This window comes from Bacillus sp. 03113, assembly GCF_006546985.1.
GTDB lineage: Bacteria > Bacillota > Bacilli > Bacillales > Cytobacillaceae > VATK01.
In genome coordinates this window covers 15,893-42,769 of the sequence record NZ_VATK01000010.1, presented here as the reverse complement: position 1 = coordinate 42,769, position 26,877 = coordinate 15,893, and the positions used below count along the sequence as shown (strand labels likewise).

Annotated in this window: 22 protein-coding genes and 4 pseudogenes; 21 read left to right on the top strand and 5 right to left on the bottom strand. The window is 36.1% G+C overall.

The window, feature by feature from the left end; genetic code table 11:
• Window positions 1–222 precede the first annotated feature (222 nt).
• The 4 genes from FDO66_RS11035 to FDO66_RS11020 all read left to right on the top strand — a co-directional run bounded on the left by FDO66_RS11035 (window position 223) and on the right by FDO66_RS11020 (window position 6,739).
• The gene (locus FDO66_RS11035; protein WP_220095170.1) at window positions 223–2,907 is read left to right on the top strand and encodes a glycoside hydrolase family 31 protein; all 2,685 of its coding nucleotides are present in this window, start codon (window positions 223–225) and stop codon (window positions 2,905–2,907) included.
• Window positions 2,908–3,034: 127 nt separating this feature from the next.
• Entirely contained in the window at window positions 3,035–3,895 is an 861-nt protein-coding gene (locus tag FDO66_RS11030; RefSeq protein WP_141432705.1) for a hypothetical protein, read from the top strand.
• A gap of 134 nt (window positions 3,896–4,029) precedes the next feature.
• Entirely contained in the window at window positions 4,030–5,817 is a 1,788-nt protein-coding gene (locus FDO66_RS11025) for a glycoside hydrolase family 66 protein (protein WP_141432704.1), read from the top strand.
• Window positions 5,818–5,896: 79 nt separating this feature from the next.
• Window positions 5,897–6,739, top strand: coding sequence for a peptidylprolyl isomerase (locus FDO66_RS11020; protein WP_141432703.1), 843 nt, complete (start codon window positions 5,897–5,899; stop codon window positions 6,737–6,739).
• 507 nt (window positions 6,740–7,246) lie between these two features.
• Here the strand turns inward: FDO66_RS11020 and FDO66_RS11015 are convergent.
• Complete coding sequence (locus tag FDO66_RS11015) at window positions 7,247–8,116, bottom strand: helix-turn-helix domain-containing protein (protein WP_141432702.1); 870 nt, start codon at window positions 8,114–8,116, stop codon at window positions 7,247–7,249.
• Between the two features lie 90 nt (window positions 8,117–8,206).
• On the opposite strand from FDO66_RS11015, the gene FDO66_RS11010 reads away from it, so the two are divergent.
• The 8 genes and pseudogenes from FDO66_RS11010 to FDO66_RS10980 all read left to right on the top strand — a co-directional run bounded on the left by FDO66_RS11010 (window position 8,207) and on the right by FDO66_RS10980 (window position 12,390).
• Window positions 8,207–8,905, top strand: coding sequence for a DUF4386 domain-containing protein (locus tag FDO66_RS11010; RefSeq protein WP_141432701.1), 699 nt, complete (start codon window positions 8,207–8,209; stop codon window positions 8,903–8,905).
• A 273-nt stretch (window positions 8,906–9,178) separates the two neighbouring features.
• Window positions 9,179–9,307 (top strand): annotated as a pseudogene (locus FDO66_RS21565) (SDR family NAD(P)-dependent oxidoreductase); the annotation flags it as partial.
• Window positions 9,308–9,309: 2 nt separating this feature from the next.
• Window positions 9,310–9,492, top strand: a pseudogene (locus FDO66_RS21420) (iron chaperone); the annotation flags it as partial.
• A 22-nt stretch (window positions 9,493–9,514) separates the two neighbouring features.
• Window positions 9,515–9,886, top strand: coding sequence for an iron chaperone (locus tag FDO66_RS11000; protein WP_141432700.1), 372 nt, complete (start codon window positions 9,515–9,517; stop codon window positions 9,884–9,886).
• 143 nt (window positions 9,887–10,029) lie between these two features.
• A pseudogene (locus FDO66_RS21475) lies at window positions 10,030–10,591 on the top strand (SDR family oxidoreductase); the annotation flags it as partial.
• 265 nt (window positions 10,592–10,856) lie between these two features.
• The gene (locus tag FDO66_RS10990) at window positions 10,857–11,345 is read left to right on the top strand and encodes a DUF2975 domain-containing protein (protein ID WP_141432699.1); all 489 of its coding nucleotides are present in this window, start codon (window positions 10,857–10,859) and stop codon (window positions 11,343–11,345) included.
• Window positions 11,346–11,355: 10 nt separating this feature from the next.
• Window positions 11,356–11,574: a helix-turn-helix domain-containing protein gene (locus FDO66_RS10985; protein ID WP_141432698.1), complete on the top strand. Its 219-nt coding sequence runs from the start codon at window positions 11,356–11,358 to the stop codon at window positions 11,572–11,574.
• A 45-nt stretch (window positions 11,575–11,619) separates the two neighbouring features.
• A complete protein-coding gene (locus FDO66_RS10980) occupies window positions 11,620–12,390 on the top strand; it encodes a DUF817 domain-containing protein (protein ID WP_141432697.1) in 771 nt (256 codons plus the stop codon).
• A gap of 123 nt (window positions 12,391–12,513) precedes the next feature.
• On the opposite strand, the gene fbp is transcribed toward FDO66_RS10980, so the two are convergent.
• Window positions 12,514–14,475, bottom strand: coding sequence for a fructose-1,6-bisphosphatase (gene fbp / locus FDO66_RS10975; protein WP_141432696.1), 1,962 nt, complete (start codon window positions 14,473–14,475; stop codon window positions 12,514–12,516).
• Between the two features lie 412 nt (window positions 14,476–14,887).
• Between fbp and FDO66_RS10965 the strand changes: the two genes are divergently transcribed.
• The 5 genes and pseudogenes from FDO66_RS10965 (at window position 14,888) to FDO66_RS10945 (ending at window position 17,780) form a co-directional block, all read left to right on the top strand.
• Complete coding sequence (locus FDO66_RS10965) at window positions 14,888–15,067, top strand: YhfM domain-containing protein (protein WP_141432695.1); 180 nt, start codon at window positions 14,888–14,890, stop codon at window positions 15,065–15,067.
• A 152-nt stretch (window positions 15,068–15,219) separates the two neighbouring features.
• Window positions 15,220–15,729: pseudogene (locus tag FDO66_RS10960) on the top strand (GNAT family N-acetyltransferase).
• Between the two features lie 156 nt (window positions 15,730–15,885).
• Window positions 15,886–16,383, top strand: coding sequence for a hypothetical protein (locus FDO66_RS10955; protein WP_395939770.1), 498 nt, complete (start codon window positions 15,886–15,888; stop codon window positions 16,381–16,383).
• A 252-nt stretch (window positions 16,384–16,635) separates the two neighbouring features.
• Window positions 16,636–17,199: a cupin domain-containing protein gene (locus FDO66_RS10950; protein ID WP_141432693.1), complete on the top strand. Its 564-nt coding sequence runs from the start codon at window positions 16,636–16,638 to the stop codon at window positions 17,197–17,199.
• Window positions 17,200–17,414: 215 nt separating this feature from the next.
• Window positions 17,415–17,780, top strand: coding sequence for a hypothetical protein (locus tag FDO66_RS10945; protein WP_258535700.1), 366 nt, complete (start codon window positions 17,415–17,417; stop codon window positions 17,778–17,780).
• A 282-nt stretch (window positions 17,781–18,062) separates the two neighbouring features.
• Here the strand turns inward: FDO66_RS10945 and FDO66_RS10940 are convergent, their stop codons facing one another.
• Together FDO66_RS10940 and FDO66_RS10935 are read right to left on the bottom strand one after the other, a co-directional pair.
• A complete protein-coding gene (locus FDO66_RS10940) occupies window positions 18,063–20,024 on the bottom strand; it encodes a sucrose-specific PTS transporter subunit IIBC (protein ID WP_141432692.1) in 1,962 nt (653 codons plus the stop codon).
• 14 nt (window positions 20,025–20,038) lie between these two features.
• Window positions 20,039–21,700, bottom strand: coding sequence for an alpha-glucosidase (locus FDO66_RS10935; protein WP_141432691.1), 1,662 nt, complete (start codon window positions 21,698–21,700; stop codon window positions 20,039–20,041).
• Window positions 21,701–21,972: 272 nt separating this feature from the next.
• Between FDO66_RS10935 and FDO66_RS10930 the strand changes: the two genes are divergently transcribed.
• The 4 genes from FDO66_RS10930 (at window position 21,973) to FDO66_RS10915 (ending at window position 25,403) form a co-directional block, all read left to right on the top strand.
• A complete protein-coding gene (locus FDO66_RS10930; protein ID WP_141432690.1) occupies window positions 21,973–22,950 on the top strand; it encodes a LacI family DNA-binding transcriptional regulator in 978 nt (325 codons plus the stop codon).
• A 233-nt stretch (window positions 22,951–23,183) separates the two neighbouring features.
• Complete coding sequence (locus tag FDO66_RS20860) at window positions 23,184–23,357, top strand: hypothetical protein (protein ID WP_181444535.1); 174 nt, start codon at window positions 23,184–23,186, stop codon at window positions 23,355–23,357.
• A gap of 935 nt (window positions 23,358–24,292) precedes the next feature.
• The gene (locus FDO66_RS10920) at window positions 24,293–24,637 is read left to right on the top strand and encodes a PadR family transcriptional regulator (RefSeq protein ID WP_141432835.1); all 345 of its coding nucleotides are present in this window, start codon (window positions 24,293–24,295) and stop codon (window positions 24,635–24,637) included.
• A complete protein-coding gene (locus FDO66_RS10915; RefSeq protein WP_141432689.1) occupies window positions 24,630–25,403 on the top strand; it encodes an HAAS domain-containing protein in 774 nt (257 codons plus the stop codon). Before FDO66_RS10920 ends, FDO66_RS10915 begins: the two co-directional genes overlap by 8 nt.
• 249 nt (window positions 25,404–25,652) lie before the next feature.
• Here FDO66_RS10915 and FDO66_RS10910 read toward each other — a convergent pair whose 3' ends face one another.
• Window positions 25,653–26,861, bottom strand: a complete 1,209-nt coding sequence (locus tag FDO66_RS10910; RefSeq protein WP_141432688.1) for a cytochrome P450 — start codon at window positions 26,859–26,861, stop codon at window positions 25,653–25,655.
• Window positions 26,862–26,877: the final 16 nt, after the last annotated feature.

Here is a 26,877-nt window from a genome sequence, read left to right as displayed (position 1 = left end):
TTAAGTAAGCATTTTCAAGATTCGTTGAAAGCGCATCCGAAGATCCATAGGAATTTTTTCCGATTGTTCCAAGCATCTTAAGTTGTTAATTTGAAAATAAGCGAAGGAAAACCGGTTCCCTTTGAATGAAAAAAATATGAGCAAAAAATAAAAACTCAAATTTTTTTGTATTCTAAGTTTTAAATGCTTGCCAGTTTTTAATTCATAAACAGGAGTGAAACTATGAAATTAAAAAAGAAAAAACTAAAAAAGAAATATGCTTCAATGCTACTTGCAGCTACTGTAGTGGCTAGCGGAACTGTTACGCCTTTAATTCCTAAAGCTAGTGCGGCTGTCGAGTGGGTGCATGAGCCAGGGGCTCAAATGTGGGAAGGCAAAATGATTGATGAGAATGGCAATGTGCAGCATGTCCATCCGGAAAGACCTCTGGATAAAAACAATCTGCAAAAACCGATGTCAGTACAAGGAATCGAAAAGCTGGACAACGGCGTTAAATTAAACTTAGGGGAAATGGAAGCTTACATCCGTTTAATGTCTTCCGATCTTTCCAAAGTATCGATCCTTAAAAAAGGCGAGAAAGAATTTACTTCCGTGGGTATCGCAAAAGCTGATTGGGAAGCTCCTAAATTCCAGGTTATAGAAAACGATAAGAAAATTATCTTGAAATCCGACAGCTTGACTATAGATATCAACAAGAGCCCGTTCGGTATCAAATACTTGGATAGAGACGGCAACGTCATCAACGAAGATGCTGAGCAAGGCGTTGGATACGAGAATGGTAAGCCATACGTGTTCAAGAAAACGGATAAAAACGAGGATTTTTATGGATTCGGACAGAAAACAACTGGTTTGAACCATCGTGGTAAGGAAATCGGAGTTTGGAACCGCGAGAATCTTCCACAACCTGTTTCGAAATATACTTTCTCTTCCGTTCCGTTCTTTATCGGTTTAAAAGGAACAAATGCTTACGGTATTTTATTCGATAACACCTACCGTTCCTACTACAACATGGCAGCTGAAAGTGACGATTACTATTACTTCCACGCCGATGGCGGAAAACTTACGTATTATTTCATTAACGGACCACTAATCAAAGACGTTGTTGATCGTTATACCGACCTGACAGGCAAGATGCAAATGCCACCGGAATGGGCGATGGGTTTCCATCAAGCCGCTTGGGGTTACCATCAGAAGGATCTTGAGCAAGTATCCAAAACTTATCGTGAAAAGAAAATTCCTGCGGATGGTATGTTTTACGATATCGAATGGATGGATGACTATAAAACATTCTTCTTCGGTGATAAATTCCCTGATCCGGTCGGCTTGAACAAAATGCTCGAAGATCAGAATTTCCATACGGTTGCAATTGTCGATCCGGCAATGCGCGTACCGGACCCGGGTCAACCGGATTATCCGCTTTATACAGAAGGGACACAGAAAGATCTGTGGGCAAAAAATCCGGACGGTACCAACTATCTAGGTAAAGTTTGGCCTTGGGGCGTTCCATCCCTATCCGTGTTCCCGAACTTCTTGAAGCAAGAAACTCGCGATTGGTGGGCAGGTTGGCATAAAACGATGTTTGACAAAGGCATCGACGGCATTTGGAACGATATGAATGAACCGGCTAACTTTAGTACGAAAGACTACTGGTCTTTACCGCTCGATACTGTTTTTGAAACGGACGAAGGTGGAAAAATGTTGCATGAAGAAGCTCACAATATCTACGCTCACCTTGAGAACCAAGCGACAGATCAAGCATTCAAAACTCTGAAACCGAACGAGCGTCCGTTTATTTTGACGCGTGCTTCGTTTACAGGTACTCAGCGTTACGCAACTGCAACATGGACAGGCGATAACTGGAGCGAATGGGAAATGCTCAGAATCTCCCTTTCCCAAAATGCGAATGTCGGTTTGACAGGTTTCGCGATGGTCGGAAACGACATCGGGGGCTTTGCGAAAAAACCTTATGAAGGCGTTGTAGCTACACCGGAATTGTTTGCGCGTTGGGTTGAGGTCGGTGCTTTCTATCCGTTCTCCCGTGACCATTACAATAATGACGGCAAGAGCCCGATGGAGACTGACGCTGGCAAACTCCTAAAATGGGGCAGACAAGAACCATGGCAGTTCGGCAAGGAAGTCGAGGACATCAGCCGCAAGTATATTTCCTTGCGTTATGAATTGATGCCTTACCTGTACAACGCCTTTAAAGATACGACTGAAAACGGAAAGCTCATCCAGCAGCCGCTCGTGTACCAATTCCAAGAGGATGAGAAAACACATAATATCCAAGATCAATTTATGTTCGGCGATTCGCTTATGATGGCACCGATTGTTTATGAGGGTGAAACGTCCCGTGACGTATACTTGCCAGCAGGCGTAAAATGGGTAGACTACTGGACAGGCCAGGAGTTTGAAGGCGGACAAACGATTAAAAAAGAAGCCGATCTTGCAACTCTTCCGATCTACGTGAAGAAAGACTCGATTATTCCGCGCCGGGAAGTCCAGCAGCACACTGGTGAAAAACCTCTAACAAACTTGACGCTTGACACGTATCTTGAAAATGAAGCAACTTATAGCTTCTATGAGGACGATGCGAAAACAAAGGATTACACTAGAGGCGAATACAATGTAACAAATTTTGAGGTAGAACATAAACCAAACAAGATTACATTTAAACAAAAACAAGAAGTAAAGAACTACAAAGATTCTAAAATTGAGCAATATACTTTGAAATTAAATAATGCAGAAAAACCATCTAGAATTCAGGCTGGAAACAACAAGTATCAAGAAGTTGGCACACTTGCTGAAACAGAAGGAAAAACAAACACCTTCTTCTATGATGCGAATAAGAAAGTACTTTATGTAAGCATCCCAGCTGATGAAATGAAAGAAGTACAAATTCGTTAAGAATAAACTTGAAATAGGGTTAAGAAGGGACTAATCGCAATGTTAGTTCCTTCTTCATTGAATCTATAAAACAATTAGTCTGACGACAAAGGTTCATGAACTAAAAAGATAGGATTGAGGGAGTACTTTGAATAAAATCCATAAAATCACAGCAGGTTTATTTACAGCAGCATTGCTGGCCGTTCCATTTATACAGCCTGACCATGCAACTTTGGCTGCTCCATTAAAAATGGAACAAGCTGATAAAACAAAGCAACAAGTATCTCCGAAAAAATCAGCTTGGGATCGAAGCTCATTATCATTTATCGGTGCAAATCCAACGGATACAGGCATTTCCGCTACAATCAAAAACGGTCAGGATTCTCTTGCTATGCAGGGAGAAGTAACGTATGAGTTATTCTGGTCGGAGCAAGGAAACCCTAAAGATGGAAAGATCGTTGCCACTGGAGTTGTGAATGCTTTAACTCCTGGTGAAACTCAGGTATTAACATATTCATCAGACGATCTGCCAGCAGGAAATTATATGTTTAAAGCTTACCAGCGTCCAGATCATCCTGGAAAAGGCGAATTGTGGAGCGAGTCTATTACGCTAAAAGAAGAGATCAAATTAGACAATAATGTTGAACCTAAGCGTCCGTTCGACCAGTTTTTCAACTCAAGCTTAAACGGTGGGACAGCAACGTTTACTATACCTGAAGGTGTAGAGCCAGTCGAGATTAGCTTTACGAGCTATACATATCCTGATGGAATAGTCCCTCAAGACTTAAGCAATCCGTATGAGCTTCAGACTGTCTACGATAATGTCACCAATGTCTACGGTCCAGGCACCTACTCAATTGAAGTTGATTTACCGAATGGTTACTTTCAAACAGATCTTTATTTAGGACCTGTTATTGAAAAATTGACTGAAACTGGGCATCCAATTGATAAAATTATTGATGCAGATTCTGGTTTTAATCCAATAATTGATGTCATTTTAAATAATTGAAGTACATGCAGTACGTTACTAAAGGATAAATTCATCGTTAGCCACCGTCAACGAATGAATCGTCTCCTGAACCAAAAAAAGGCTCATTTCATTTTACATGAAATGAGCCGATCGCTATAAGGAGTTAGAGTTATATGTTTTTAAATAAGAAATCGAAATCCATCTTCTTATTTTCTATTTTGGGGCTGTTCTTACTTACAGCGGTTGTTATGAAGTCATTCTTTTTTGAAAAAAAACCATTCATAAAAAAAGAAACTCAAATTATTCAAAGCATAACCACTGATAAAGCTTCGTATCAACCCGATGAAACAATCCAATTTACGACTAAATTACCAAAAAAGTATACAGATGGAACATTAAGAATCACCTATTATCACTTAAATGATATCATTTCTTATCAAAAGGTGAAGGTAGCAAAAAATGAAGTACATTGGTCATGGAAGCCTTCTAAGGAAGATTTCAAAGGATATTTAGTACGTGTACATTATGAGTCTCAAACAGAAAAAGATCATCAAACAATCGCAGTTGATGTTTCGAGTGATTGGTCTAAATTTCCACGTTATGGATTTTTGTCAAACTTTCATGAAATGTCAAACGAAGAAATGGACTCAGTTATTTCGAAACTGAATCGTTATCATATTAACGGCTTGCAATTTTATGATTGGCATTTTAAACATCACCAACCGATTCAATTAGATCATAAAAAGCCAGCAGATCATTGGGAGGACATTGCCAATCGGTCGACTTCCTTAAAAACCATTCAAACATATATCGATTTAGCCCACGGACGAAACATGAAAACGATGGCGTATAATCTTTTATACGGCGCTTTTGCAGAGGCTGAGAAAGATGGTGTCAAAACAGAATGGCGCTTATTTAAAGATCAGCAAAAAAATGAACATGATTACCATCCCTTGCCTAAGGAATGGAAAAGTGATGTTTTTTTAGTTAATCCCGGCAACAGAGAATGGCAAACATATCTATTTAATCAACAACAAAAAGTGTACAAAGCGCTTCCTTTTGATGGCTGGCATATTGACCAGCTAGGTCCTAGAGGAAAGGTATTTGACTATAGCGGCAATTCTGTTGCATTAGACGAGTCTTTCCAAGGATTTTTAGAAAATGCAAAAAAAGAAATGCCGAAAAAAAGCTTAGTTATGAATGCCGTAAGCCAATATGGACAAAAACAAATTGGTCAATCGCCTGTTGATTTCTTATATACGGAAGTATGGGATCAAGACAAATATTATCGCGATTTAAAGAGGATAATTGATGAAAACGGACAATATTCACAAGGGAAAATGAATACAGTGTTAGCGGCCTATATGAACTATGAGTTTTCCAATCAACCAGGAACATTTAATACATCAGGAATTTTATTGGCAAATAGCGTCATCTTTGCATCAGGGGGTTCTCACTTAGAGCTGGGTGAACATATGCTGTCAAAAGAATATTTCCCGCATGAGAATTTAAAGATGAGTCAATCTTTGCAAACCAAGCTCTTACATTATTATGATTTTCTTGTTGCCTACGAAAACGTCCTTCGTGAAGACGTAAAAGAGGTGCCCATTTCGATTCAATCTGATTGGGTCCATTTTTCCTCTGAACCTAAGTTAGGGAAGATCTGGAGCTTTGCCAAACAAAAAGGAAATCAAAAAGTGATTCATTTTATTAACTTTTTCGATGCTAAAACGCTAGAATGGCGTGATACATATGCAATTCAACCTGAGCCAAAAAATCGCAAGCATTTACCCGTCCAGCTTGAAGAGGATCGACCGATTAAAAAAGTGTGGATGGCTTCGCCAGATAAGCAAAATGGTATTCCTATTTCAATTCCGTTCAAACAAGAAAATAATAAGGTTACATTTACACTTCCAAGCCTTAAGTATTGGGATATGGTTGTGATTGAGTTTGAAAAATAATCAATATTTTTTATACAGATGACCTGTAGGGTTGTTCTAATGAGAATATTTTTTAAAAATACAATTAGGAGTGTTTTTGATGAAAAAATGGATGATTCATCTTGGATTAGCAGCAGGAGTTTTTTCTCTTTCCGCATGTAGTGTAATGACTTCAGATACAATTGTTCAATCTAAGGCAGGAGAGATTACACAGGACGAATTTTACAATGAATTAAAGGCTCAAGCCGGCGATAAAATACTAAAACAAATGATCGAAACGATGCTTCTTGAAAAAGAATATAAAGTGACAGATCAGGAAATCGATTCAAAAATCAATGAATATAAAAAGCAATCCGGCGGTGAAGATGGGTTTAAGCAAGTTCTCCTGCAAAATGGGATTAATGGAGAAAGTGAGTTAAAAAAGCTTGTTAAGCATGATTTATTAGCTGAAAAAGCAGCCACTGACGGAGTAAAGGTTACTGAGGATGAAGTGAAAAAGGCATTCGAGGAAAAATATAAAGAAGAGGTAAAAGCAAGTCATATCCTTGTCAAAGATGAACAAACAGCAAATGAAGTAAAAGCTAGGCTGGATAAGGGAGAAGACTTTGCGTCTCTCGCAAACGAATATTCAATCGATCCAGGTTCGAAAGGAAAAGGAGGCGACCTTGGCTACTTTATGAAGGGTAACATGGTTCCTGAATTTGATCAGGCTGTATTTTCTATCGAAGTAAATAAAATCAGTGATCCAGTAAAATCACAATATGGATATCACATCATTAAAGTAGCCGATAAGAAAATAAACACATTAGAAGACAAGAAGGATGAAATTGAAAAAGAACTAAAATTTGCAAAAGCACAGCCAATTGACACAGTGATTGCCAAGCTTCAAAAAGAAGCAGACATTACTATTAAAGATAAAAAGTTGGAAGATATATTGAAGTAACAAAACGGAATCGAATGAAAGAAAATGGCATTGTAAATAGACTTGAAAAAAGAAGAGATGGCCAATGTGTTTTTTATTCTACGTTCAAGAAACTTTAACTTTAACTAAAAAATTGTTGATTTAAAATAAAGTTCGATAATCTATAAAGAAGTTTGATCAAAAATCCTGTTTGATAATGCAGGATTTTTTCTTATTTAGCAAACGGGACAAATAATGGAGTAACGCAGTTGGATAATTATGCTAAAATTAGGTTGGGGGATGTGAAGAAATGTTCTTAAACTTTAGGGGCAGAAGGTTGAACAAGAAAATAGGTGTGTTAGTTGATTTATAGGCATCTCAAAAGAGGTGCCTTTTTTTGGATACAGAACATTCCTGTGATTATTTCTAACTTATCACAGCAAGATTTGGAAAGTCTAACTAATCCTACTATGGTATCTTATTATCATCAAAATAACTTAACTAAATAGAAAGGAGTATACATGAGCGTGAGAATACTTTAAGGCAAAATTAAAAATTTGAATCAATAGGTAGTTTTTTGATAGGTGTATAGATGTGGTAGGCTGAATCAAGATTGTGAATGTTATCAAAAACTTGAATGAGTTCGATATGCGAATTCTCAGTTTCCTGCTTTGAGATTTTTAAAAATCTTGCAAAATCAGTTATGAAGATATCTCCTATGTCAAGTAAATCACCAAAATATTTGAATTTGGCACAAAAGAGTTGTGGTATATCAACGGTAAAATAATAGGGTTTATCTATCTGTATATCATGTGGAATCCCGAAAAGAACTTTGAAACGGGTTGAATTTGGTTGACAATCTGAATAGATGACATAACATGCACCATTTATTGTTTCATCAATGCTATTTAATAGCATTTTTGAATGAGAGCGGATCTTCGCCTTGTAATCATCAGTTGCAAGATCAACTTCAAAGGCTATGCCACTCACCTTAAATGTTTCGAGTTCCGTTAGGGTGAAATCGGTGACAATATCACCATTGATGTTTTTAATGGGTCTTTTAACCACTGAAGGTATTGGCACTTGAGATATGGTCTTATCTTTAACTCTAAGAGAGCTTGGTGCTAAGCCATATTGGCGTTTGAAAGCACGGGTGAATGATGATTGAGTTCCAAAGTTTAGATGATAAGCAATATCTGTTAGAGATAAGCTATTGTTTTGAATTAATTTTAGTGAAGCATTCAATCTTCTGGATAGTATGTAATTGTTTAATGAACAACCCATCATGGCAGAAAAAAGTCTATGAAAATAGTATTTTGACATGTTGAAGTTATTAGCAACAGACTCCAATGATAAAGGTTGTTGTATATTGTTTTCAATATATATCAAAGCATTCTCAATTACATAATAATGGTCCATAATAACTCCTTATATCAGTGTTTTTATGATATTCGCAACTAGTATAACATAGGTAATTAAATATGTAATTATTTCAAGGAGGTAAAGATAATGACACAAGATAGAATGAATGGGATTATACTAGGTATTTTATATATAGCAGCTGCTGTTACTTCAGTTTTAGCTGTTGTCTTTTATCAGCCGGTATTGTCTGAACAATGGTATATGTCCGTGGCAAATGGATTTCAAACGAAGGTTTTGATCGGTGTATTAAATGATTTTTTTCTTGTAGTGACAGCTATTGGGACAGCGGTAATGCTGTTTCCTTATATTCGTCGTTGGAATGAACATATTGCATTAGGGTATCTTTGCTTTCGATTTATGGAAGCTGTTTTTATTTCAATAGGTTTAGTAAGTATATTAGGTTTATTGCATCTTAGTATATATTATGAAGCTGACAGTTTAGCAAGTGAAGAAAATCTTCTCACTATAGGTTTAATGTTGCAAGCTTTTCATCGTTGGACTTCTATGTTAGGTCCAAATCTCATGTTAGGCTTAAATACAATCATGTATAGTTATTTACTTTTTAGAACAGGTTTAGTGCCCAAACCGTTAGCACTATTTGGCATGCTTACAGCTGTTTCGGTATTCATAGCCGGTTTGTTAGAAATGTTTGGTGTAGTAGAACCTTTCTCTACAGCAAAAGGACTCATTGCTCTACCTTTGGGCGTTTATGAGATGAGTTTGGCAGTCTGGGTAATTGTGAAGGGGTTTCATAAGCAAAAGCTTGATAAACTAAAAGCGAATTAGTGTTTTTAAACATTAATTCTAATGGAGGTTAATTTAAAGGGGACGTTTTTGTAAATTCTTAGAAGGACAGTTGTTTTAGAACGATCTTCAAGAATCGGGCGCAATCTTCAATAAGCATTGTGATCTTTTTTATGTTTAGGGCGCGTTACTTTAAGAACCAGTTGCCAAATTAGGCAGTTGTTTTTATTAAATTAACGGCGGTTATTTAAATAGGTAAAGGGGTTAGGATCATGTTACAATTGGTTTCATAGTAGTATTTAAGGTTATATAGAATTGAAACGGAGAAAAATAATAATAACAGGTGTAGCTTCTGGAATTGGAAAAGAAATTGTTAAACAGTGCTTAAGTGAAGGTGCTTCAGTAATTGCATGCGATATTAATGAGCATTCCTTAAATGATTTAAAATTTTACCCGAAGAAGAGACAATGGTGCATTTTGCCGATGAAATCGCCCAAGCTGACTACAGCGCTTCTTCACGCTTGTTCCGAATTCAATGGATTGAACCAGTTAATTACGAATTGCTAGAGAAGATAATTGAATTTAATATCAAGGATAAGGCTAAGAATTCGAATTTTTGGCGGCAATAGCATAATATCGAAGGAGGAAGACATGGAAGTCTTTGTAAAATATTTAGCGGGTATCGATAACCCCGACCACCGCGACCGAACAGAGGAAATTTTGGCGTGGGTTGCTAATAAATTCCCAAATTTGGAACCGCAAATCAAGTGGAATACGCCAATGTTTTCCGATCACGGCACATTTATCGTCGGCTTTTCCACAGCAAAGCATCATTTGAGCGTTTCACCCGAAGAAGTAGGCATTGCGCACTTTGCCGATGACATTGCACAAGCTGGCTACAGCGCTACCAAAGGCTTGTTTCGAATTCCGTGGAATGAGCCGGTAAATTACGAATTGCTTGAGAAAATGATTGAATTTAATATTCAGGATAAAGCAGAATATACGAATTTTTGGCGGAAATAATACATTACGCCTTATCAAAAAACGCATGACACGAAAAAATGTCATGCGTTTTTGCAACTCAATTAAGGCGCCAACAGCTCAATAGTAGCCGTATGCGAACGCCCGTCAAAATACTTCCCCAGCACAGGTCAATGGATGATGAAAGCTTTCTACATACATATCAATTAGATGTTAGCGAGTATGAAGAGGTTTCTAACTTTTTTTCATATATAGAGACAAAACATTTTGATGTTGATAGCTTAGTTAATAATGCTGGGATTTATTTGGCAAAAAATATAATGGAATATCAGGAAGCTGATATTGATAAAATTCTAGGAATAATGTTAAGGGATTCATTTTTTTCTCCCAAATGTTCGGCAAGAAACTCATCCAGGGACAACGTAGAGGAGTTATTGTTAATATGTCTTCAGTATCTGGCATAGAGAGCAGTTCAGATGCAATCTATGTACTATTAAAAGTGCTGTATTGGGTTTAACAAAAAGCTGTGCTATGATTTTTTCACCATATATCCGAGTTAATGCTGTAGCACCTACAATAGTAAGTACTCCGATGATGGATACTATACCTGATTGGAGAAAAGAGGAGTATTTAAGTCATCAATTCATTGACTCGCCTGTAATGCCTGAAGATGTTGCAGAAACTGTTATCTTTTTATTAACTGATAGGTTTGGAACAACGATACAAATTGTTATTCCCATCGTTTAGCAGGATACGCTGATTTTTAATTATGGCCATATTCTGGTGTAAGGCTAATTGAACTAACGGTTCAGGTTAGTTGCACAAGTTATAAATTGAATAGTTTAAAGTTATAGAGCATTTCCCTGTACAGAGGAATGCTTTTTATCTTGTCTCAAATTAAAAGGATAATTCTATAACAATAATAATATAATTAAAATCAATAATATTTTATTTTAAAACGATAAATTATGTGTTAAAGTCAAATTGACAATAAATAAGTGAGGTGCTTTTTATGAAACGGAAACAAGGTTCAACAATTTTCTTAAAAGTAGTTATTTTTCTTATTGGCATTGCAGTACTTGCTGTGTGTATATTTGGGTTGCCTGGGATAGCCAGTAGTGATGCAGCAGCACATCCCGAGACTGCTTTGCAATATCCTTTTTTAGTATATGCGTATGTACTGTGTATTCCATTTTATGTTGCCTTGTATCAAGCATTTAAACTTTTAACCTACATCGATAAGAACAAGGCTTTCTCGGAATTATCTGTTAGAGCTTTGAGGTATATAAAGTACTGTGCAATCACAATCAGTATCTTAATTGTAGTAGGAATAATAATATCCGTAGCTATATTTTATGGCAGTGAAGATATAACAGGTATTATAATGCTAGCACTAATAAGCATTTTTGCTTCAAGTGTAATTGCAACCTTTGCGGCTGTTCTTCAAAAGCTTTTAAAAGAAGCTATTGATATAAAATCAGAAAATGATTTAACGGTCTGAGGTGAATAACATGGCAATTATAATCAATATTGATGTGATGCTGGCTAAAAGGAAAATGAGCGTTACAGAACTTTCGGAGAGGGTTGGAATAACAATGGCTAATCTTTCTATATTGAAAAATGGAAAGGCAAAAGCGATTCGATTATCAACTTTAGAGGCGATTTGTAAGGCTTTAGAATGTCAGCCTGGAGATATTTTAGAATACCGAAGTGATGAAGACACCCAATAAGCAGGACTTACATTTATTCAGAAAAAACCTTTGGAGGCACAAATTATGGGAGTACTAAAACAACTCGTTCGTTTTGGTTGGGAGCAGGCCCTATCATGTTTGTTTCCTGTCGTTATTTTTGCCTCTTTGGCTTTTACACAAATCATGCCAATTCCCTTCCTGCCACGGTATGACTGGCTGCTTATCATCTGCCTTCTGATGCAGTGGCGGATGGTGCATTCTGGGCTTGAAACACTGGATGAACTAAAGGTTATCACACTGTTCCACCTTATTGGACTTGCTCTTGAACTTTTCAAGGTACATATGGGCTCCTGGTCTTATCCAGATGAAGGATATTTTAAAATATGTGGAGTGCCTTTGTATAGCGGATTCATGTACGCAAGTGTAGCGAGTTATCTTTGCCAGGCGTGGAGGAGGTTTAAGGTTGAACTGGTTAAGTGGCCGCCGTTTTTGGTAGTTGTACCTCTTGCAGCTGCGATTTATTTGAATTTTTTCACCCATCATTATTGGATTGACGTTCGTTGGTGGTTATCTGGACTTGTAATTATCGTCTTTTGGCAATCATGGGTCACATACGAGGTTGATGGAACTCGTTACCGTATGCCACTCGTACTTTCTTTTGTGCTCATCGGATTTTTTATATGGATAGCCGAAAATATCGCAACGTTCTTTGGAGCTTGGGAATATCCAAACCAAACCGATGTATGGAGCCTCGTTCATCTAGGAAAGGTGAGTTCATGGCTCTTATTAGTGATTGTTAGCTTTCTTATAGTAGCGACGTTAAAGCAGGTTAAGGGAAAAATTCCACTAGGATAGATACTAGTTAATTTTTATAACTGTTAAGAACCCTCTTTTTAAAAAGTCGGATCCTTAGCATAGTAAATCCCAATTTCTCATGTATATCACTGAGAGATTGGGATTTTTATTACTGGAATATCTTTAATATTTGAAATCCGCGTTTTGCTGGCGGTACCCCATATAGCGATATTCCATAAGACTTTTCAAAATAGAGACTTCCTTTAATAATTCCTCTCCAACATTCGTTTCTAAAACTTTTTTTCTCTCTAGCTCTTTATCAACCAATCTTTTTACTGATAAAACATCAGTTCCATTTAGCAGAACATCTTCTTTTGAATTAAAATGTTTATGCGCGACAAGCTGCATACCGTAGGAATTATATAATAAAGTGTATCCAGCAATCCCTGTTGTTGATTGATAAGCCTTGGAAAAGCCTCCATCAATGACAATCATCTTTCCATTTGCTTTAATTGGATTTTCTCCGTCAATTTCTTTAACTGGTGTATGGCCATTTATTACATGACCTTGATCAGGATTAAGATCAAATTCTGTTAGAATTTTGCGGCAGGTTTCCTCATTTTCACGTAAATGGTAGTATGGGTTCTTTCTCTCTTTATGGGTTGCCTTATCCTTTATGAAATACCTTTCAAAGGTTGTCATTTCTCTTTTTCCAAAAAGTGATGAATATTCTCCTGTCCATAAATACCAGACCATATCTGTTGCAAGATCATCCGTCTCTTCAGGATGTGCAAATGCATGTCGTAAATAATGTTCAAAAATATCTAGTAAATCACGACCTGCATAGGTTTTATTTTCAATCACCATTTTTTCCATATTTCCTTTTTCATCTAAAGGAATACAGCCATGTATTAATAAATTCCCGTTATATCTCAAATAAAGACTGCCTTTATTCATAAGAAAATTCATATGTCGTGCTAACTTTTCTGAATGCTGGACAGAAAATAACAACCTGTCCAGCACTTCCTCTTCTTCCTCTAATAGTTGATCAGGCTGCTCTGGATTTACCGTTGCAAAGCAAGTATTTTCTAGTGGGTACGTTTTCCTATCAATCGTTATTTCGTTTTTGTCATAATCAATTTTCTCAAGCAAAAGCCTTTCTGACATATTAAAGTCCGGGCGTCTATTTATGATAGGGATTTCAAGTTTGAACTGAATCATGGCAATGGCTTGATGAATTTTCGTAATTTGTAATAGTTCATGATCAGATAGTTTTTTATCTGAATGTCTCTTTGGTTTAAAGGCTGGATTGTCCTCATAGTATTTCTCTGCAAGATTAAGAAGTGGTCTAAGATTTATTCCATACACATCTTCAATAATATCCAAATTGTCGTACCTGGCACAGATACGAATAATATTAGCGAGACAAACCTTTGAACCAGCAAAGGCGCCTATCCATAATACATCATGATTTCCCCACTGAATATCAACGGAATGATAATTGATTAGAGTATCCATAATTTTATCAGGCTCGGGTCCGCGATCATAAATATCTCCCACTACATGAAGTTGATCAACAACCAACCTCTGAGTAGTATAAGCAATACCTATAATAAGCTTATCAGCCTGTCCGAGGGAAATAATTTGCTGGACAATTTTTGTGTAATACTGTTCCTTATTTGTGGAGTCAACTGTTTTGTAAAGCAGCTCTTCTATAATATAAGCAAACTGATTAGGTAATGCTTTACGTAATTTTGAGCGTGTATATTTGGAGGAGGCATAAGAAATAAGCTTAATCATCTGATCAATGATTTCTGTATACCATTGGTTTAATTCTTGTTCATTTTCAAAATTATTCTTAATTATCTGTAATTTATCTTCAGGATAATAAACTAATGTCGCCAATTCATGAATTTCTTTTTCAGATAATCCATCTTTAAAAAGGTCTCTTATTTTCTCTTTTACTCTCCCCGAACCATTTCTTAACACATGTTGAAAGGCTTGATATTCCCCGTGTAAATCACTGACAAAATGTTCTGTTCCCTTTGGTAGATTAAGAATGGCTTCAAGATTAATAATTTCAGTTACCACTTTTTCTTCACTATCATATTTTTGGGCGAGTAAATCTAGGTGATTTTTGTTCAAAATCATGTTATCCCCTTTCAATACCATCTTTATTTTACACTAAAAGATTCCAATTAAATACTTACTATTAAAGAAAAATAAAATTGAAATTATAACTATATTATATTTATATTGTCTTTGTTTGCAATTGTAAAGGATTTCATTTTTCAAAAAAACTCAAACTTCGCAAACTGAAATCGACAAATAATCCTTGATATAATTAGGCAGACCGTCAATCCATTGCTGAAATTAACTTTTGAATAATTTTTGAAATTTTTATTTCACTTTTTTAGGGTATCTTCAAGAAGCTCGATTAATTTCTGTAAAGCTACAGCCCAATCAAGTTCGTTTATTTCATCGCAAAGTTTATAGAAGATTCAACCTAATGTTCGTTGATCCGTATTGCAGCGATTCTGCCACGAGGCTTTTAACAATGTTAAAACCAGGTATAGTAAATATGGCTGACCCTGAGTATAAAGTGGAACTTAGAGACGAATCATATTGTCTTTGGGTAAGTGAAGAATATGAAACTATAATGAATTTAAATGATACAAATACTACCTATACTCTTTCAAAAAGTTTAACGAAAACTATTAACGAGTTATTAAACTAAAGGGCCAGATTGTTGAACAACGCAGTTGGCCAATTATGATAAAATTAGGAAGAGATTGTGAAGGAATGTACTTAAATTAAAGAAGCAGTTTAGCGTGATAAGGATAATAGGTTAAATGGTAATCTAAGAAATAACATTGAGAGGAAAAAATAATGGAAATTACATTGGAAAAATTACAGCCAGTTGATGCTAAAAAGCTATATGAATTTGAAATTGAAAACAGAGATTATTTTGAAAAAATGGTACCAAGTCGTGGAGAAGATTATTATAATTTTGAAACCTTTAAAATAAGGCACGAAGCCTTACTGGATGAACAAACTAAAGGGCAATCGTATTATTATTTAATTAAGAATGAAAATGGTTTAATCCTTGGACGAATGAACTTAGTAGACATCGATAAATCCCGTAATTTAGGCTATATCGGTTATTGAGTAGGTGGAGCGTATACTGGAAAAGGAATTGCTAATAGAGCATTGAAGCTATTAATAGAAACTCTTAACTGGCAAGGTATTAAACAGGTTTTAGCGAAGACAACAACAAACAATATAGCGTCACAAAAAGTCTTGGAAAAAAACGGATTTAAACATATATCAACTAGTGATGAAGAATTTGTAATGAATGGAAACAGTTTAAAGTTTGTTTATTATCAGTGGACTATTTAAGACTTTTATCTTCAACTATCGGGTGCAAGAATTGAACATTAATAGGCTATATTAGCAGTCCATTTTTCTCTATCTTTATTTTGTTAAAGGGCATGTTAGTGAAAGAAGGAACAAATTAAGGGATGTTGAATTTATAGAAAAAACAAAAGTGGTTAATTGAAAGAAGTGATGGATTTGGAAATTAAACAAAGAGAATTTTCCGAGAAGGCACTTAAACATTTGTTTATTGGAAGTCAATTGGATGGAGTCAAATTTGGTGTTGGACCAGGTTCAATTCTTATTCGATTTATGCATTATACGACAAAACAACCCGATGATTTGTGGATTAATATTGAGTCAAAATGGACTGTTTTCCCTTCGGAAAATATCGATTATCCTAACTCTGAGGATGATATGGAGGATTTAACTGAAGAGGAGGAATACAATTTAGTCTTTAAATTACGAAGGGATAAAGTTGTAGACATTAAATTAGGTGAAACTGTACCACACCTTATAATTGTTTTTCAATCTGGTCTAACGATGTTTGTAAACGGTCACCACGATATGTATGAATGCTGGCAAGCTGGAGATGGTACTGGATATACTGGTGAACAATGGATGATAGTTGCTACTCCTGGGGACGATATTGCTACATGGTTACCTACCGACTATTAATGAAGGTTTATTTCATATCATTTATGGTTTTCAACTAAAGGGTGCTTATCTTCAATAAGACAACATAAATGATCTTCCACAAACGGGCGCCATTCTTGAGGATCGGCGCTCATTTTGCATTTTAGAGCCATTTAATTGAGTAAAGTGTTTTGGGCTAACAACGATTTCTTTAAATAAGTCACCCTGAATCTAAGTACATTCCCTAACAAAGTGCATAGTATAATTTTATAAATCTGTGAAGGAATGAGAAAAATGTACTATGTTCCTTATATGTATCCATATCCTTATTATGTTAACGTACCAATGTATAACTATGGAAGACAGCCTGTTTACTGGATTATTCCTAATGAGATAGGGCGGCATGCTAAACGATTGGGTTTTTTACAATCATCAAAGGGAAGAGATAAAATTGAGTTAAAAGATTATGGACCAGTACCGTTTGTAGTTAATATCAATGAGGCTACGAAGCAAAACAATACGTATCGTACCGTTTTATGGACAGGAAATCATTTGCAAGTTACATTGATGAGTCTCAATGTTGGCAAAGATATCGGTTTGGAAATTCACCCTAACGTTGATCAATTCTTCCGTATTGAACAAGGACAAGGGATTGTTCAAATGGGCAAGAGTAAAGATAATTTAAACTTTAAAAGAAAAGTCTATGATGACACTGCTATTATGATACCTGCTGGAACATGGCACAATGTAACCAATACAGGTAATATCCCGCTAAAACTTTACTCGATATATGCACCTCCACAACATCCACATGGTACTGTACATGTAACAAAAGCCGATGCCATGGCAGCTGAATAAAACTACTGTGAGTAATAAAAAGAAGAACGTGGTTGCAAAAATATATTATTAGAATTGTTCTTACGAAATTAGAGAACTATTTTGTATTTATTTTATATGTTTGTTATTCAACGGGCGCTTTTCCAGAACAAGGAAAGCGTCTTTGGTAATGAAATAAAGGATTGAGCTAGATTACAAATTTTGAAATAATTGTTATTAATCATAGGGCAGCATTGTTGAGGAGTATTGTCAATAAAAAGGGGGATAAACATGCATTAGGAAACATTTCCTTCTTTGGTTTGGGCAATATATTACTTATTTTTGTTGTTACTTTAGGGGCAAGTATCTATAGCCTTTTAAAAAAACAAAACAGGGTTTTGTCAGCGCTTGCTATTATTTTTGTAGTATCTATAATGTTATTAGGCTTGAGAAATAGCATTGGAAGAGAAGTTGGGCATAACGAGGTTGAACATCTATTCTTTAATTTACAACAGGGTTCTGTGTGGGCTTTTTATGTGGTAATTGGGTACTTTTATATACTTATATGGTGGTTAGTGTTTTTAAAAAGTAATTACAATAGGAAAAAATCTTTATTAAATTAAAGGGTGCTTTTCATGAATATCTGTTTAACCTATACCATACATAACGATCTTCCGGAAAAGGGCGCCATCAAACAAGGAATTGGGCCTATTTTTTATCATAATGAATAGGGTATTACCTTTTTGACGGATACTATACAACAAAAAATATGATGAAGGATCAGCAGATGTATTTCAGCAACTCAAAGCGGACAAAAAGTGAATCTAAGAGCATATTCCGACGATTGTTTTAAAAAAATAAGTCAGAATGCATCTATGCCTCCTGACTTGCCAAATTAATTCTTATTAATTGAGAGCCGTTTCACCAATCTCCTTATATTCTTTCTTTTCTCTTTCGACAAACAAAGCCAATTCGCCAACTTTTGCTTCGGTAGTATCCGCTGCCACAACATCAGAAAACTCTTGAGAATTGGTTACGATAATCATAACAGTATGATCCAACCCGGCTCCTTTAATTGCTTCGATATCAAAGGTGCCTAGTAAATCGCCTTTTTTGACTGTTTGCCCAGCCGTTACCTTTGTTGAAAAGCCTTTTCCTTCTAAAGAAACTGTATCAATTCCAATATGAAGTAGAACTTCAGCACCTTTTTCTGTTTTAAGTCCATAAGCATGACCTGTGTCAGCGACTACACTTAGTTTTCCATCTGCTGGAGAGTAGATATTTCCTTCAATTGGAATGACAGCTGTTCCTTTACCCATCATTCCTGAGGAGAAGACAGGGTCGACAACATCAGCAAGCTCAATTACTTTTCCGCTTACCGGGAAAGAAAGATTTTCATCTTCAACCGTTTCCCGTTTTTTAACTAAGATTTCTTCTACGTCATTTTCGTCTTTCTTTAGAATTTCTTTTGGAATGGCGAATAAAGAAGTTAATACAAAGCAAAGGACGAATGAAATCACCGAAATGATCGCGTAAAAAATTAATTGATGGCTTGAGTAAATATACATCAAGTATGATGGGATAACCGCTAAGCCATAGCTATTTGAACGAATGTGAAAGATTGACAATAATGCGGCTCCAAAACCGGAGCTTAACAGTACTATTATTAACGGGCGCAGATTATAGCGAATTAATACCCCGAACAATACTGGTTCCGATACCCCAAATGATTGAGACATCATTGCCCCGATTGCTGTTGATTTCGCTTTTTCAGATTTTGCACGGAGGGTAAATGCCAGACAGCTGCCCATGTTTGCAAAACCGTACATGGCACAAAGCGTAATCAGTGCGTTAAATCCTGTATTAGCTAGCAGAGAAGTTTCAATCATAACAAGTGTATGGTGAATGCCGATTAATACCATTAGCGGATAAGTTGCACCAATGATAAAACCACCGATACCAAGAGGTAAATCAATCAACGCTTTAATTCCACCAACCATACCTAACTCAACCCAGTGTAAGACTGGACCTACACCTAAAATAATGATTAAGAAAGTTGTTAGCATCGTCATAAATGGTGTAAGGATTTGATCTAAGACATTCGGCATCATCTTACGGAAGAAATGCTCTAACTTCGCGCCAATGATCCCAGCGACGATTGCCGAAAGGACTGAACCTTGACTACCCACAATAGGGATAAAACCAAATGCTTTAAGTGCTTCGACCCCACTTTTTGGATCAGCAACAGCATATGCGTTTGGTAGGATTGGAGAAACCATCATTAAACCAATAACAATCCCAATGACCGGAGTGCCGTGGAATACTCGGAAAGTTGACCAAACAATTAATGCAGGCAGGAAAGCAAACGCGGTATCCGTTAATACAGATATTACTTGTTGTAAAGCTAAAGGAATATCTGTGCTCTTTGCACCAAACAAAGCAAGAACGTTGTCGTTAAATAACGCACCTTTCACCCCGAGAAATAAACCGGTTGCCGCAATTACCGGTACGATTGGAATAAAAATTTCAGATAAAATGCGCATCACTTTCTTTAAACCGGTTTCATTTTCTTTGATAAACGCTTTCTGTTCTTCTTTGGATACGGATTTGATGCCGATTTTTTCTATTTCTTTATATACTTCATGAACCAAACCTGTTCCGATAATAACTTGATATTGACCGCCGTTAAAGAAGACACCTTTAACTAAGTTGACGTTTTCGAGTTTTTTGTCATCAATTTTTTCACGGTCTTTTACGACAAAGCGTAAACGTGTTTGACAATGAGTTGCGGAAATGATGTTGTCATCTCCAACAAGTGCGACGATTTGTTTAGCAACGGCTTCAAAATTCTGGTTGTCTTTTGCCATTTGTCTTCTCCCCTTTACGATTTCACTAAAATTCCTGTATTTGCAGGTAACTGGATTTGTCCGTTTTCTAGTTTTGTTCCCTTAGCTGTCTCAAAAATAATTTCTTTTGCTCTAGAGTTCGATAGGTTCAAAGTCTCATTACCAAAATTAAAGTACGCATAAATAGTCTCTGTTTGCCCCATCCGTTTATAAGCGATCATTTCATCACTTTCTAAAGGCAAGCGCGCGATATCTCCGTATACAAGCGTCTCTGAATACTTACCGTTTTGCCGGAAATCAATCATTTCTTTGTAAAATTCATAGATTGAACCATCCACGCCGACTTGAGCAGCAGCGTTAATTTCATTGTAGCTTTCAGTCACTTTTAACCACGGCGGCGCAGTCGAGAATCCTGCATTTTCTTCTGCCGACCATGGAAATGGTGTGCGAGAATTGTCACGAGAACGGAGGTTAACAATGTGCAACGATTCTTCCGGTGTTAAGCCCTCATTGATTGAACGTTGATACTGATCGATGCTTGAGAGATCATTGAAATCCGAAGCTTTTTCACGCGTGAAATTAATCATGCCAAGTTCTTGGCCTTGATAGATGAATGGAGTTCCCTTCAAGAAGAAGTACATCGCACCAAGTGTCTTTACAGCATCAATATTGCGCGCTTTTTTTTGTAAATATTTTGTCGTTGAACGGGGTTGATCATGATTTTCAATGAAGTTTGCCCCCCAACCATACCGTTGTATCGCTTCTTGTGAGTCCATGATTTTGTCGTTTAATTCACGGAAGGTCCAAGGTAATCGAACAAACCATTCACTGCCGCTTTTCACATCCAAATCGGCATACGTAAAGTCGAAAATCATATCAAAGAATCCATCGTCCCCAATAAACTGCTTCAATTCGTTATAACCAACACCGGGTGCTTCAGCAATCGTCACACATTGATGTTTGGCAAAGGTCTCACGTTGTAATTCTTTAAGAAACACGTCGATCCCCGGCATGTTTCGTCCTGATTTTGTTACCTTAGATAACCCATCCACACCATCAGCAGGCAGGTTCGTCCAAGTTAAATCCTTCTTGATGAATGTAATCGCATCAATACGGAAACCAGAAATCCCTTTATCTAACCACCAGTTCACCATGTTGTATATTTCTTGCTTTAATTCAGGATTCTCCCAATTTAAATCCGGCTGCTTCTTGCCAAATGAATGGAAGTAATATTCATCTCGTTCAGGAAGTTTCTCCCAAACACTCCCACCGAAGACACTGCGCCAGTTTGTTGGTTCAGTCTTTCCTTCCTTAATTACATAGTAGTCTTTATATTTGCTATTCGGGTTTGCTAAGACATCTTTAAACCATTCATGTTCATCACTTGTATGATTGACAACAAGATCTAAGATGATTTTGATGCCGCTTTTTGTCGCTTCTTCAATCAATTCTTCTAAATCTTGAAGTGTACCAAATTCAGGAGCTACTCCAAAATAATCAGAAATATCATATCCATTGTCATCCATTGGAGAGGGATAAATGGGACAAATCCAAAGCATTGTAATACCTAAATCTTTTAAGTAATCAAGCTTTGAAGTAATCCCTTTTAAATCTCCAATTCCGTCATTATTACTGTCTGAAAAACTTTTTGGGTAGATTTGATAAACGACTTCACCCTGCCACCAAATTTTTTCCATGATAACCTCCGTTGATTTTGAATGCGCTTTCTTTATTGTAATATCTATTATACTGACCTTTCAAAAATTGTCAAACGTTTATCAAAATATTTATTAAAATAAAAACAAATTTTATTTAAATAGCTATTTATAGACGTTTTAAATTGATATTCGATTGTCATTATGTATTGACGATTGAAGGGTAATACTACAACGTCCACAAAAACAAACATAAATTGTCAAACGCTTATCTTTTCGGTAAAATATAGAAGGAGACGAAAGAAGGTATAAAAATGGTTGTTACACTGAAAGATGTTGCAGAAAGAGCCGGAGTTTCTATTACGACAGTTTCTAGAGTCATTAATAATTACGGTTCGTTATCCGAAAAAACAATCAATAAAGTACACGAGGCGATGAAGGAGCTAAATTATCAGCCGAACAGTTTGGCACGCAGTTTGCAAGGGAAGCCATCTAAAATAATCGGCGTCATTTTTCCGGATGTCAGTAATATCTTCGCAGGTGAGCTTGTTAAATATATCGAATGGGATTTATTCAAAGCCGGTTACAAAATGATTTTATGTAGCAGTGCTGATGATATTGAAAAAGAGCGCGATTATTTACGAATGTTGCAAGCTCATCAAGTAGCCGGCGTCATTTCAGCAGCTATTCATCCAGAACTAGAAGAATATAAATTACTTAACGCGCCAATTGTTTCCTTCGATCGCTATTTAGCTCAGGAAATTCCAATTGTTGGGAGTGACAATTACTCTGGAGGAAAAATTGCTACCGAGGCGCTAATCCACTCAGGGGCAAAAAGAATAGGAATGATTACCGGACTAAATCGCTCTAACTCACCTACCAAGAAGCGAATGACGAGTTTTATCGACACAATGGAAGTAAGTGGATTAACTCCATACGTATTAAAACTTGAACCTCATACAAGTGAATTGCTAAAAAGAATGGAAATAAAAAACTTCTTACTAAACAATCAATTAGAAGGTATTTTTACAGATGACTTGACTGCTTTAGAAGTCATGAATTTAGCCGAGAAATTGGCAATCACTATTCCAAAAGAATTGAAAATTGTTGGTTACGATGGAACAACCTTTATCCGCAAGTATTTTCCAAAGTTAACAACAGTCAAAGTTCCGCTTAAGGAAAGTGTGGAACTATTAGTTAAAATACTTATTAAAAGAATTGAGCATCCGGACCATTTATTTGAAAATAATTACACGCTTCCTGTCTCATTGCATCGAGGAGAAACCTGTTAATAGAGTCAACGAATACAAGCCAGAGCGAAATGTTGCTCTGGCTTGTTACTTTTAATCTTACGTTATCCTATTTTTACATTAAATTTTTCGAATAAATGTTAAACGTTTAATAAAAATTTATTCTTCCAACCAATAAAACATTGTATTATAAGTGAAATTGAAAAGAAAACGTTTTACATTTTTTTGTAAGTGTTTTGTAAAATGAGGTCAAAAAAAGGTGAGATGGATATATTATGACGCAATGGGCTTTAGAATTAAGGTATAAACCTTACGCTGGATGGTCTGACCAATATATATCTGTATTAAAAAGAAAGGTTGACCAATCGATCTGGCGAATGATCTATCATATTCAACCGACCATTGGACTATTAAATGATCCTAATGGAGAACTGTTGAAAGAGCGATGAGAACTGCTGAATGAGTAGACAGAACTTCTGAACAAAGAGAGAGAAGATCGTTTCTAACACGTTTGAGCTCGCCTCCAATGTGTGTTTATCCACTCTTAATCAATAATTTTTGTTCTTTCCTCTTACTTCACACTCCAACCATATTATGTAGTAGCATATTTAAGAATCGGGCGCCTGTAGTAAGGATTGCGTTCTTTTTGCTTTTAAGGACCATTTAATGGAATAAGACTTCCAAACAATACTGGATATTTATGTTATTATTGGTGTAATTCTGAAGAATAGTACTTAAGCTAACAAGGTTAGTGGTAAAAGGTTTCAAATGTTCAGGGGAGGTTTTTTAATTGAAAAAATCTAGACAAGCCATTATTTGGGCTGTAATTGCTATTGTTCTATTTGTAATTTGGCTATTTACAAAATAAGGATCCTGTTTAATGTAACGTTTTCTTATCCGTAATAAGGTAAGCTCCTTTTTTGGAGAAAAAAGATTGAGTGGATCACTCGGATTTGAAATAATTGGTATTAAGCGTTAGGTCAGGTTAGTGCAAAAAGGGTAGCAGGAAAATAAGTATATTCAAACAAATTTCAATTTATAACGATTCAAGTAAGAAGGTACATTATGATGAATATTTTAACTCTCATTCAAGTTATTTAATTGGTTCAATCTTATTTGCTTTGGTTATCGGTAAAAAATTCTATAAAACCAATATTCGTGGATATGGTAGGTTAAATGATATCAATCAAAAAGAATTCATTTTGAAATCAACTTCTACCTAAATCCTATGATAGAAGCATATATACAAGGGTTATTTACCTTGCATTACAAGACTAATAGCATTATACTAATTGTATATCATGTAATGCAAGATATTGTTTTCATTATAACCCTTGTATTGCAAGTTATTGAAAGAGGTGAAAGGGACTTGTCGACAACACAGATGCTAAAAGGAATCCTTGATGGCTGTTTGCTAGCGATTATCAAGAATAGAGAAGTTTATGGATACGAGCTAGCTGAGAAGCTAGAGGGATATGGTTTTCAGGCTTTTAGTGAGGGTACTATATATCCATTGTTAATGCGGATGCAAAAGGAAAAATTAGTTACTTCAACATTGAAGAAATCTACAGCGGGACCAAGAAGGAAATACTATTCACTTACACAAAAGGGAGAGAAGGAATTGGAATTGTTTATGGAGCGCTGGAATTATTTGCAGTCCAATGTCAACAGAGTTTTACACGATGTATCGGATACAGAGCAAGCAAAAGGAGATGATAAAATTGAGTAAAGAGTTAAGTCTTTCCGAAAAAAGCAAGGAATTTTTGGGAAATTTAAGACTGTATTTATTTTCTAGCGGGAAAAATTCGGATGAAATCGAAGAAATTGTAGAGGAACTGGAAGTCCATTTATACGAAGCGGAAAAAAGCGGCAAGCAGATTGAAAAAATTATCGGGAAATCACCGAAGGAATATATGGAGATAGTTTCTAATGAAATGTCGATTGACTATCGAACATGGATAAAATATATTTCCCTTATAATCTTTGGGTCATTTTCGTTTACAATTTTCCGAGATTTATTAGAAGGAAGCCTTTCTTACTCGGTTTTAGAAATCGTAGGACATATTATTATTGGGGTAATCTTTATTGTTTCTATATTTACTGGATTTAAATATATTTCTACAGCGAACCAATCTATCAAAAAACAAGGATTGGTATTATATGCTGTAATGTTACTTCCAATTGCTTTATTTGTTAGTTTAATCTACTTAAATAGAGTTATAGAAACTCCTATCATATATTTTGGCAATACTGGTAGCTTAATTATCGGAGTTATTACAGCACTATTTATTATAGGGATTTCTTTTTGGGCAAAAACATGGATCTTAATCATAATAGTAGTATTGTTAACATTGCCAGATTACTTATTAAACCTGACACCATTGAAATACAAAACACAACTGATCATAAGTCCTTGGATTACCTTAGGTGGACTTGCCATTTACCTCTGGATATCGTATAAACTAGAAAAGAAAAAAGCGGAGACTGTCTCCTAATACAATCGGCGCGATTATAGAACAAGGAGTAAAAGGGCGATACATATTATACACGTCTAATATGTATCGCCCTTTATTTTATATGACTTTTTACGAATTAGGTCTTGGTAAATTTCAAAGCAGCAAAAATAGCTGCTGGATAAAATCTATCTTGGGGTAGGTACAAACGAAAAGAGAATGTATAGTTTGCGTCCGTTTTATTTTACAGTTCGTATCACCATTTCAAATATACAATCTCTATTTTCTAACTCAGTCAAATGTAATGGAAAGTTCACTTAACGATCTAAATCCCATCAAATTTCTCCATAACAGGCCAGGAGCCGCTAATTGAAGGTTATCTTTTTGAATTAGGAGGGATTGGATCGCAATTTGTGCTTCTATACGTGCCAATGCAGCACCTAAACAAAAATGAGTGCCATATCCAAATGCAAGATGAGGATTAGGATTCCTCGTTATGTCAAGTAAGTGAGCATGATGGAATTTATTCGGGTCTCGATTGGCAGCTCCCAAAAGAATATAGACCTGATCTCCTTTTTTAATCGTTGTTTGATGGATCTTGATATCCTCCGATGCAGTCCGAGCGGTCATCTGTGTAGGGCTTTCATAGCGTAAAAACTCTTCAACTGCCCCTCCAATAAGTGAGGGGTTTTCCTTTAGCTTCATCAGTTGATGAGGATGTTTTAATAAGGCAAGGATCGAATTACTGATAAGATTGACTGTTGTCTCATGACCAGCAATAACAAGTAAAATGCAGGTTGCTAGTATCTCATCTTCTGTTAATCTGTCACCTTGCTGTTCCTCTTTAATTAACAGGCTGATAAGGTCGTCTTCAGGGGAGTGTGTCTTTTTTTTAATGAGCTCTTTAAAATAATCACGTAAGGTTATCGTAATGGTATTCCCATTGTTTAACGTCTTTCTCGAACGGGTAAAATCAATCGTTTGAATTAAGCTTACAGCCCATTCTCTAAATTGATATCGCTCTTCTTGAGGTACTCCCAACATTTTCGCGATAATGAGGCTCGCTAAAGGAAATGCAAAATCAGAAACCACATCCATTGTTTTCTTTGTTTGAACCTGTTGCAGTAAATCGTTTACCGTTTCTTGGATATAAGGACGAAGCTGTTCTACCATTCTTGGAGTAAATACGTTACTAACCAGGAAACGCAGCCGCTTATGGTCTGGTTGATTTTTATACAGCATCATGTCATTTTGTGTCTTTTTTAGCTGCTCATATTTTTTCGATGCTGCAGGCAGCGGGATGCGATTTATGAATCGAGTATCCTTAAGAATGGCAACAGCTTCTTTATAACCTGTCACATACCATCCCGGATTCTTTAACACATTTCCCCAATAGAGGGGATTCATGGATCGAAGCTCTTCATAAAACGGATAAGGATTTTGAAAAAACTCAGGAGTATTAAATGAAAGTGGTAACGTTGGATTTATATTCGTTTTCATGTCAGCCCCCTAATAG

Coding starts and splice junctions, on each gene's coding strand:
- FDO66_RS10940 (WP_141432692.1), bottom strand. CDS start 20,024: ATGGCAAAAGACAACCAGAATTTTGAAGCCGTTGCTAAACAAATCGTC.
- FDO66_RS10930 (WP_141432690.1), top strand. CDS start 21,973: ATGGTTGTTACACTGAAAGATGTTGCAGAAAGAGCCGGAGTTTCTATT.
- FDO66_RS10910 (WP_141432688.1), bottom strand. CDS start 26,861: ATGAAAACGAATATAAATCCAACGTTACCACTTTCATTTAATACTCCT.
- FDO66_RS10920 (WP_141432835.1), top strand. CDS start 24,293: ATGCTAAAAGGAATCCTTGATGGCTGTTTGCTAGCGATTATCAAGAAT.
- FDO66_RS10985 (WP_141432698.1), top strand. CDS start 11,356: ATGGCAATTATAATCAATATTGATGTGATGCTGGCTAAAAGGAAAATG.
- FDO66_RS10980 (WP_141432697.1), top strand. CDS start 11,620: ATGGGAGTACTAAAACAACTCGTTCGTTTTGGTTGGGAGCAGGCCCTA.
- FDO66_RS10990 (WP_141432699.1), top strand. CDS start 10,857: ATGAAACGGAAACAAGGTTCAACAATTTTCTTAAAAGTAGTTATTTTT.
- FDO66_RS11010 (WP_141432701.1), top strand. CDS start 8,207: ATGACACAAGATAGAATGAATGGGATTATACTAGGTATTTTATATATA.
- FDO66_RS10965 (WP_141432695.1), top strand. CDS start 14,888: ATGTTAAAACCAGGTATAGTAAATATGGCTGACCCTGAGTATAAAGTG.
- FDO66_RS20860 (WP_181444535.1), top strand. CDS start 23,184: ATGACGCAATGGGCTTTAGAATTAAGGTATAAACCTTACGCTGGATGG.
- FDO66_RS11020 (WP_141432703.1), top strand. CDS start 5,897: ATGAAAAAATGGATGATTCATCTTGGATTAGCAGCAGGAGTTTTTTCT.
- FDO66_RS11000 (WP_141432700.1), top strand. CDS start 9,515: ATGGAAGTCTTTGTAAAATATTTAGCGGGTATCGATAACCCCGACCAC.
- FDO66_RS11015 (WP_141432702.1), bottom strand. CDS start 8,116: ATGGACCATTATTATGTAATTGAGAATGCTTTGATATATATTGAAAAC.
- FDO66_RS10935 (WP_141432691.1), bottom strand. CDS start 21,700: ATGGAAAAAATTTGGTGGCAGGGTGAAGTCGTTTATCAAATCTACCCA.
- FDO66_RS11035 (WP_220095170.1), top strand. CDS start 223: ATGAAATTAAAAAAGAAAAAACTAAAAAAGAAATATGCTTCAATGCTA.
- FDO66_RS10950 (WP_141432693.1), top strand. CDS start 16,636: ATGTACTATGTTCCTTATATGTATCCATATCCTTATTATGTTAACGTA.
- FDO66_RS11025 (WP_141432704.1), top strand. CDS start 4,030: ATGTTTTTAAATAAGAAATCGAAATCCATCTTCTTATTTTCTATTTTG.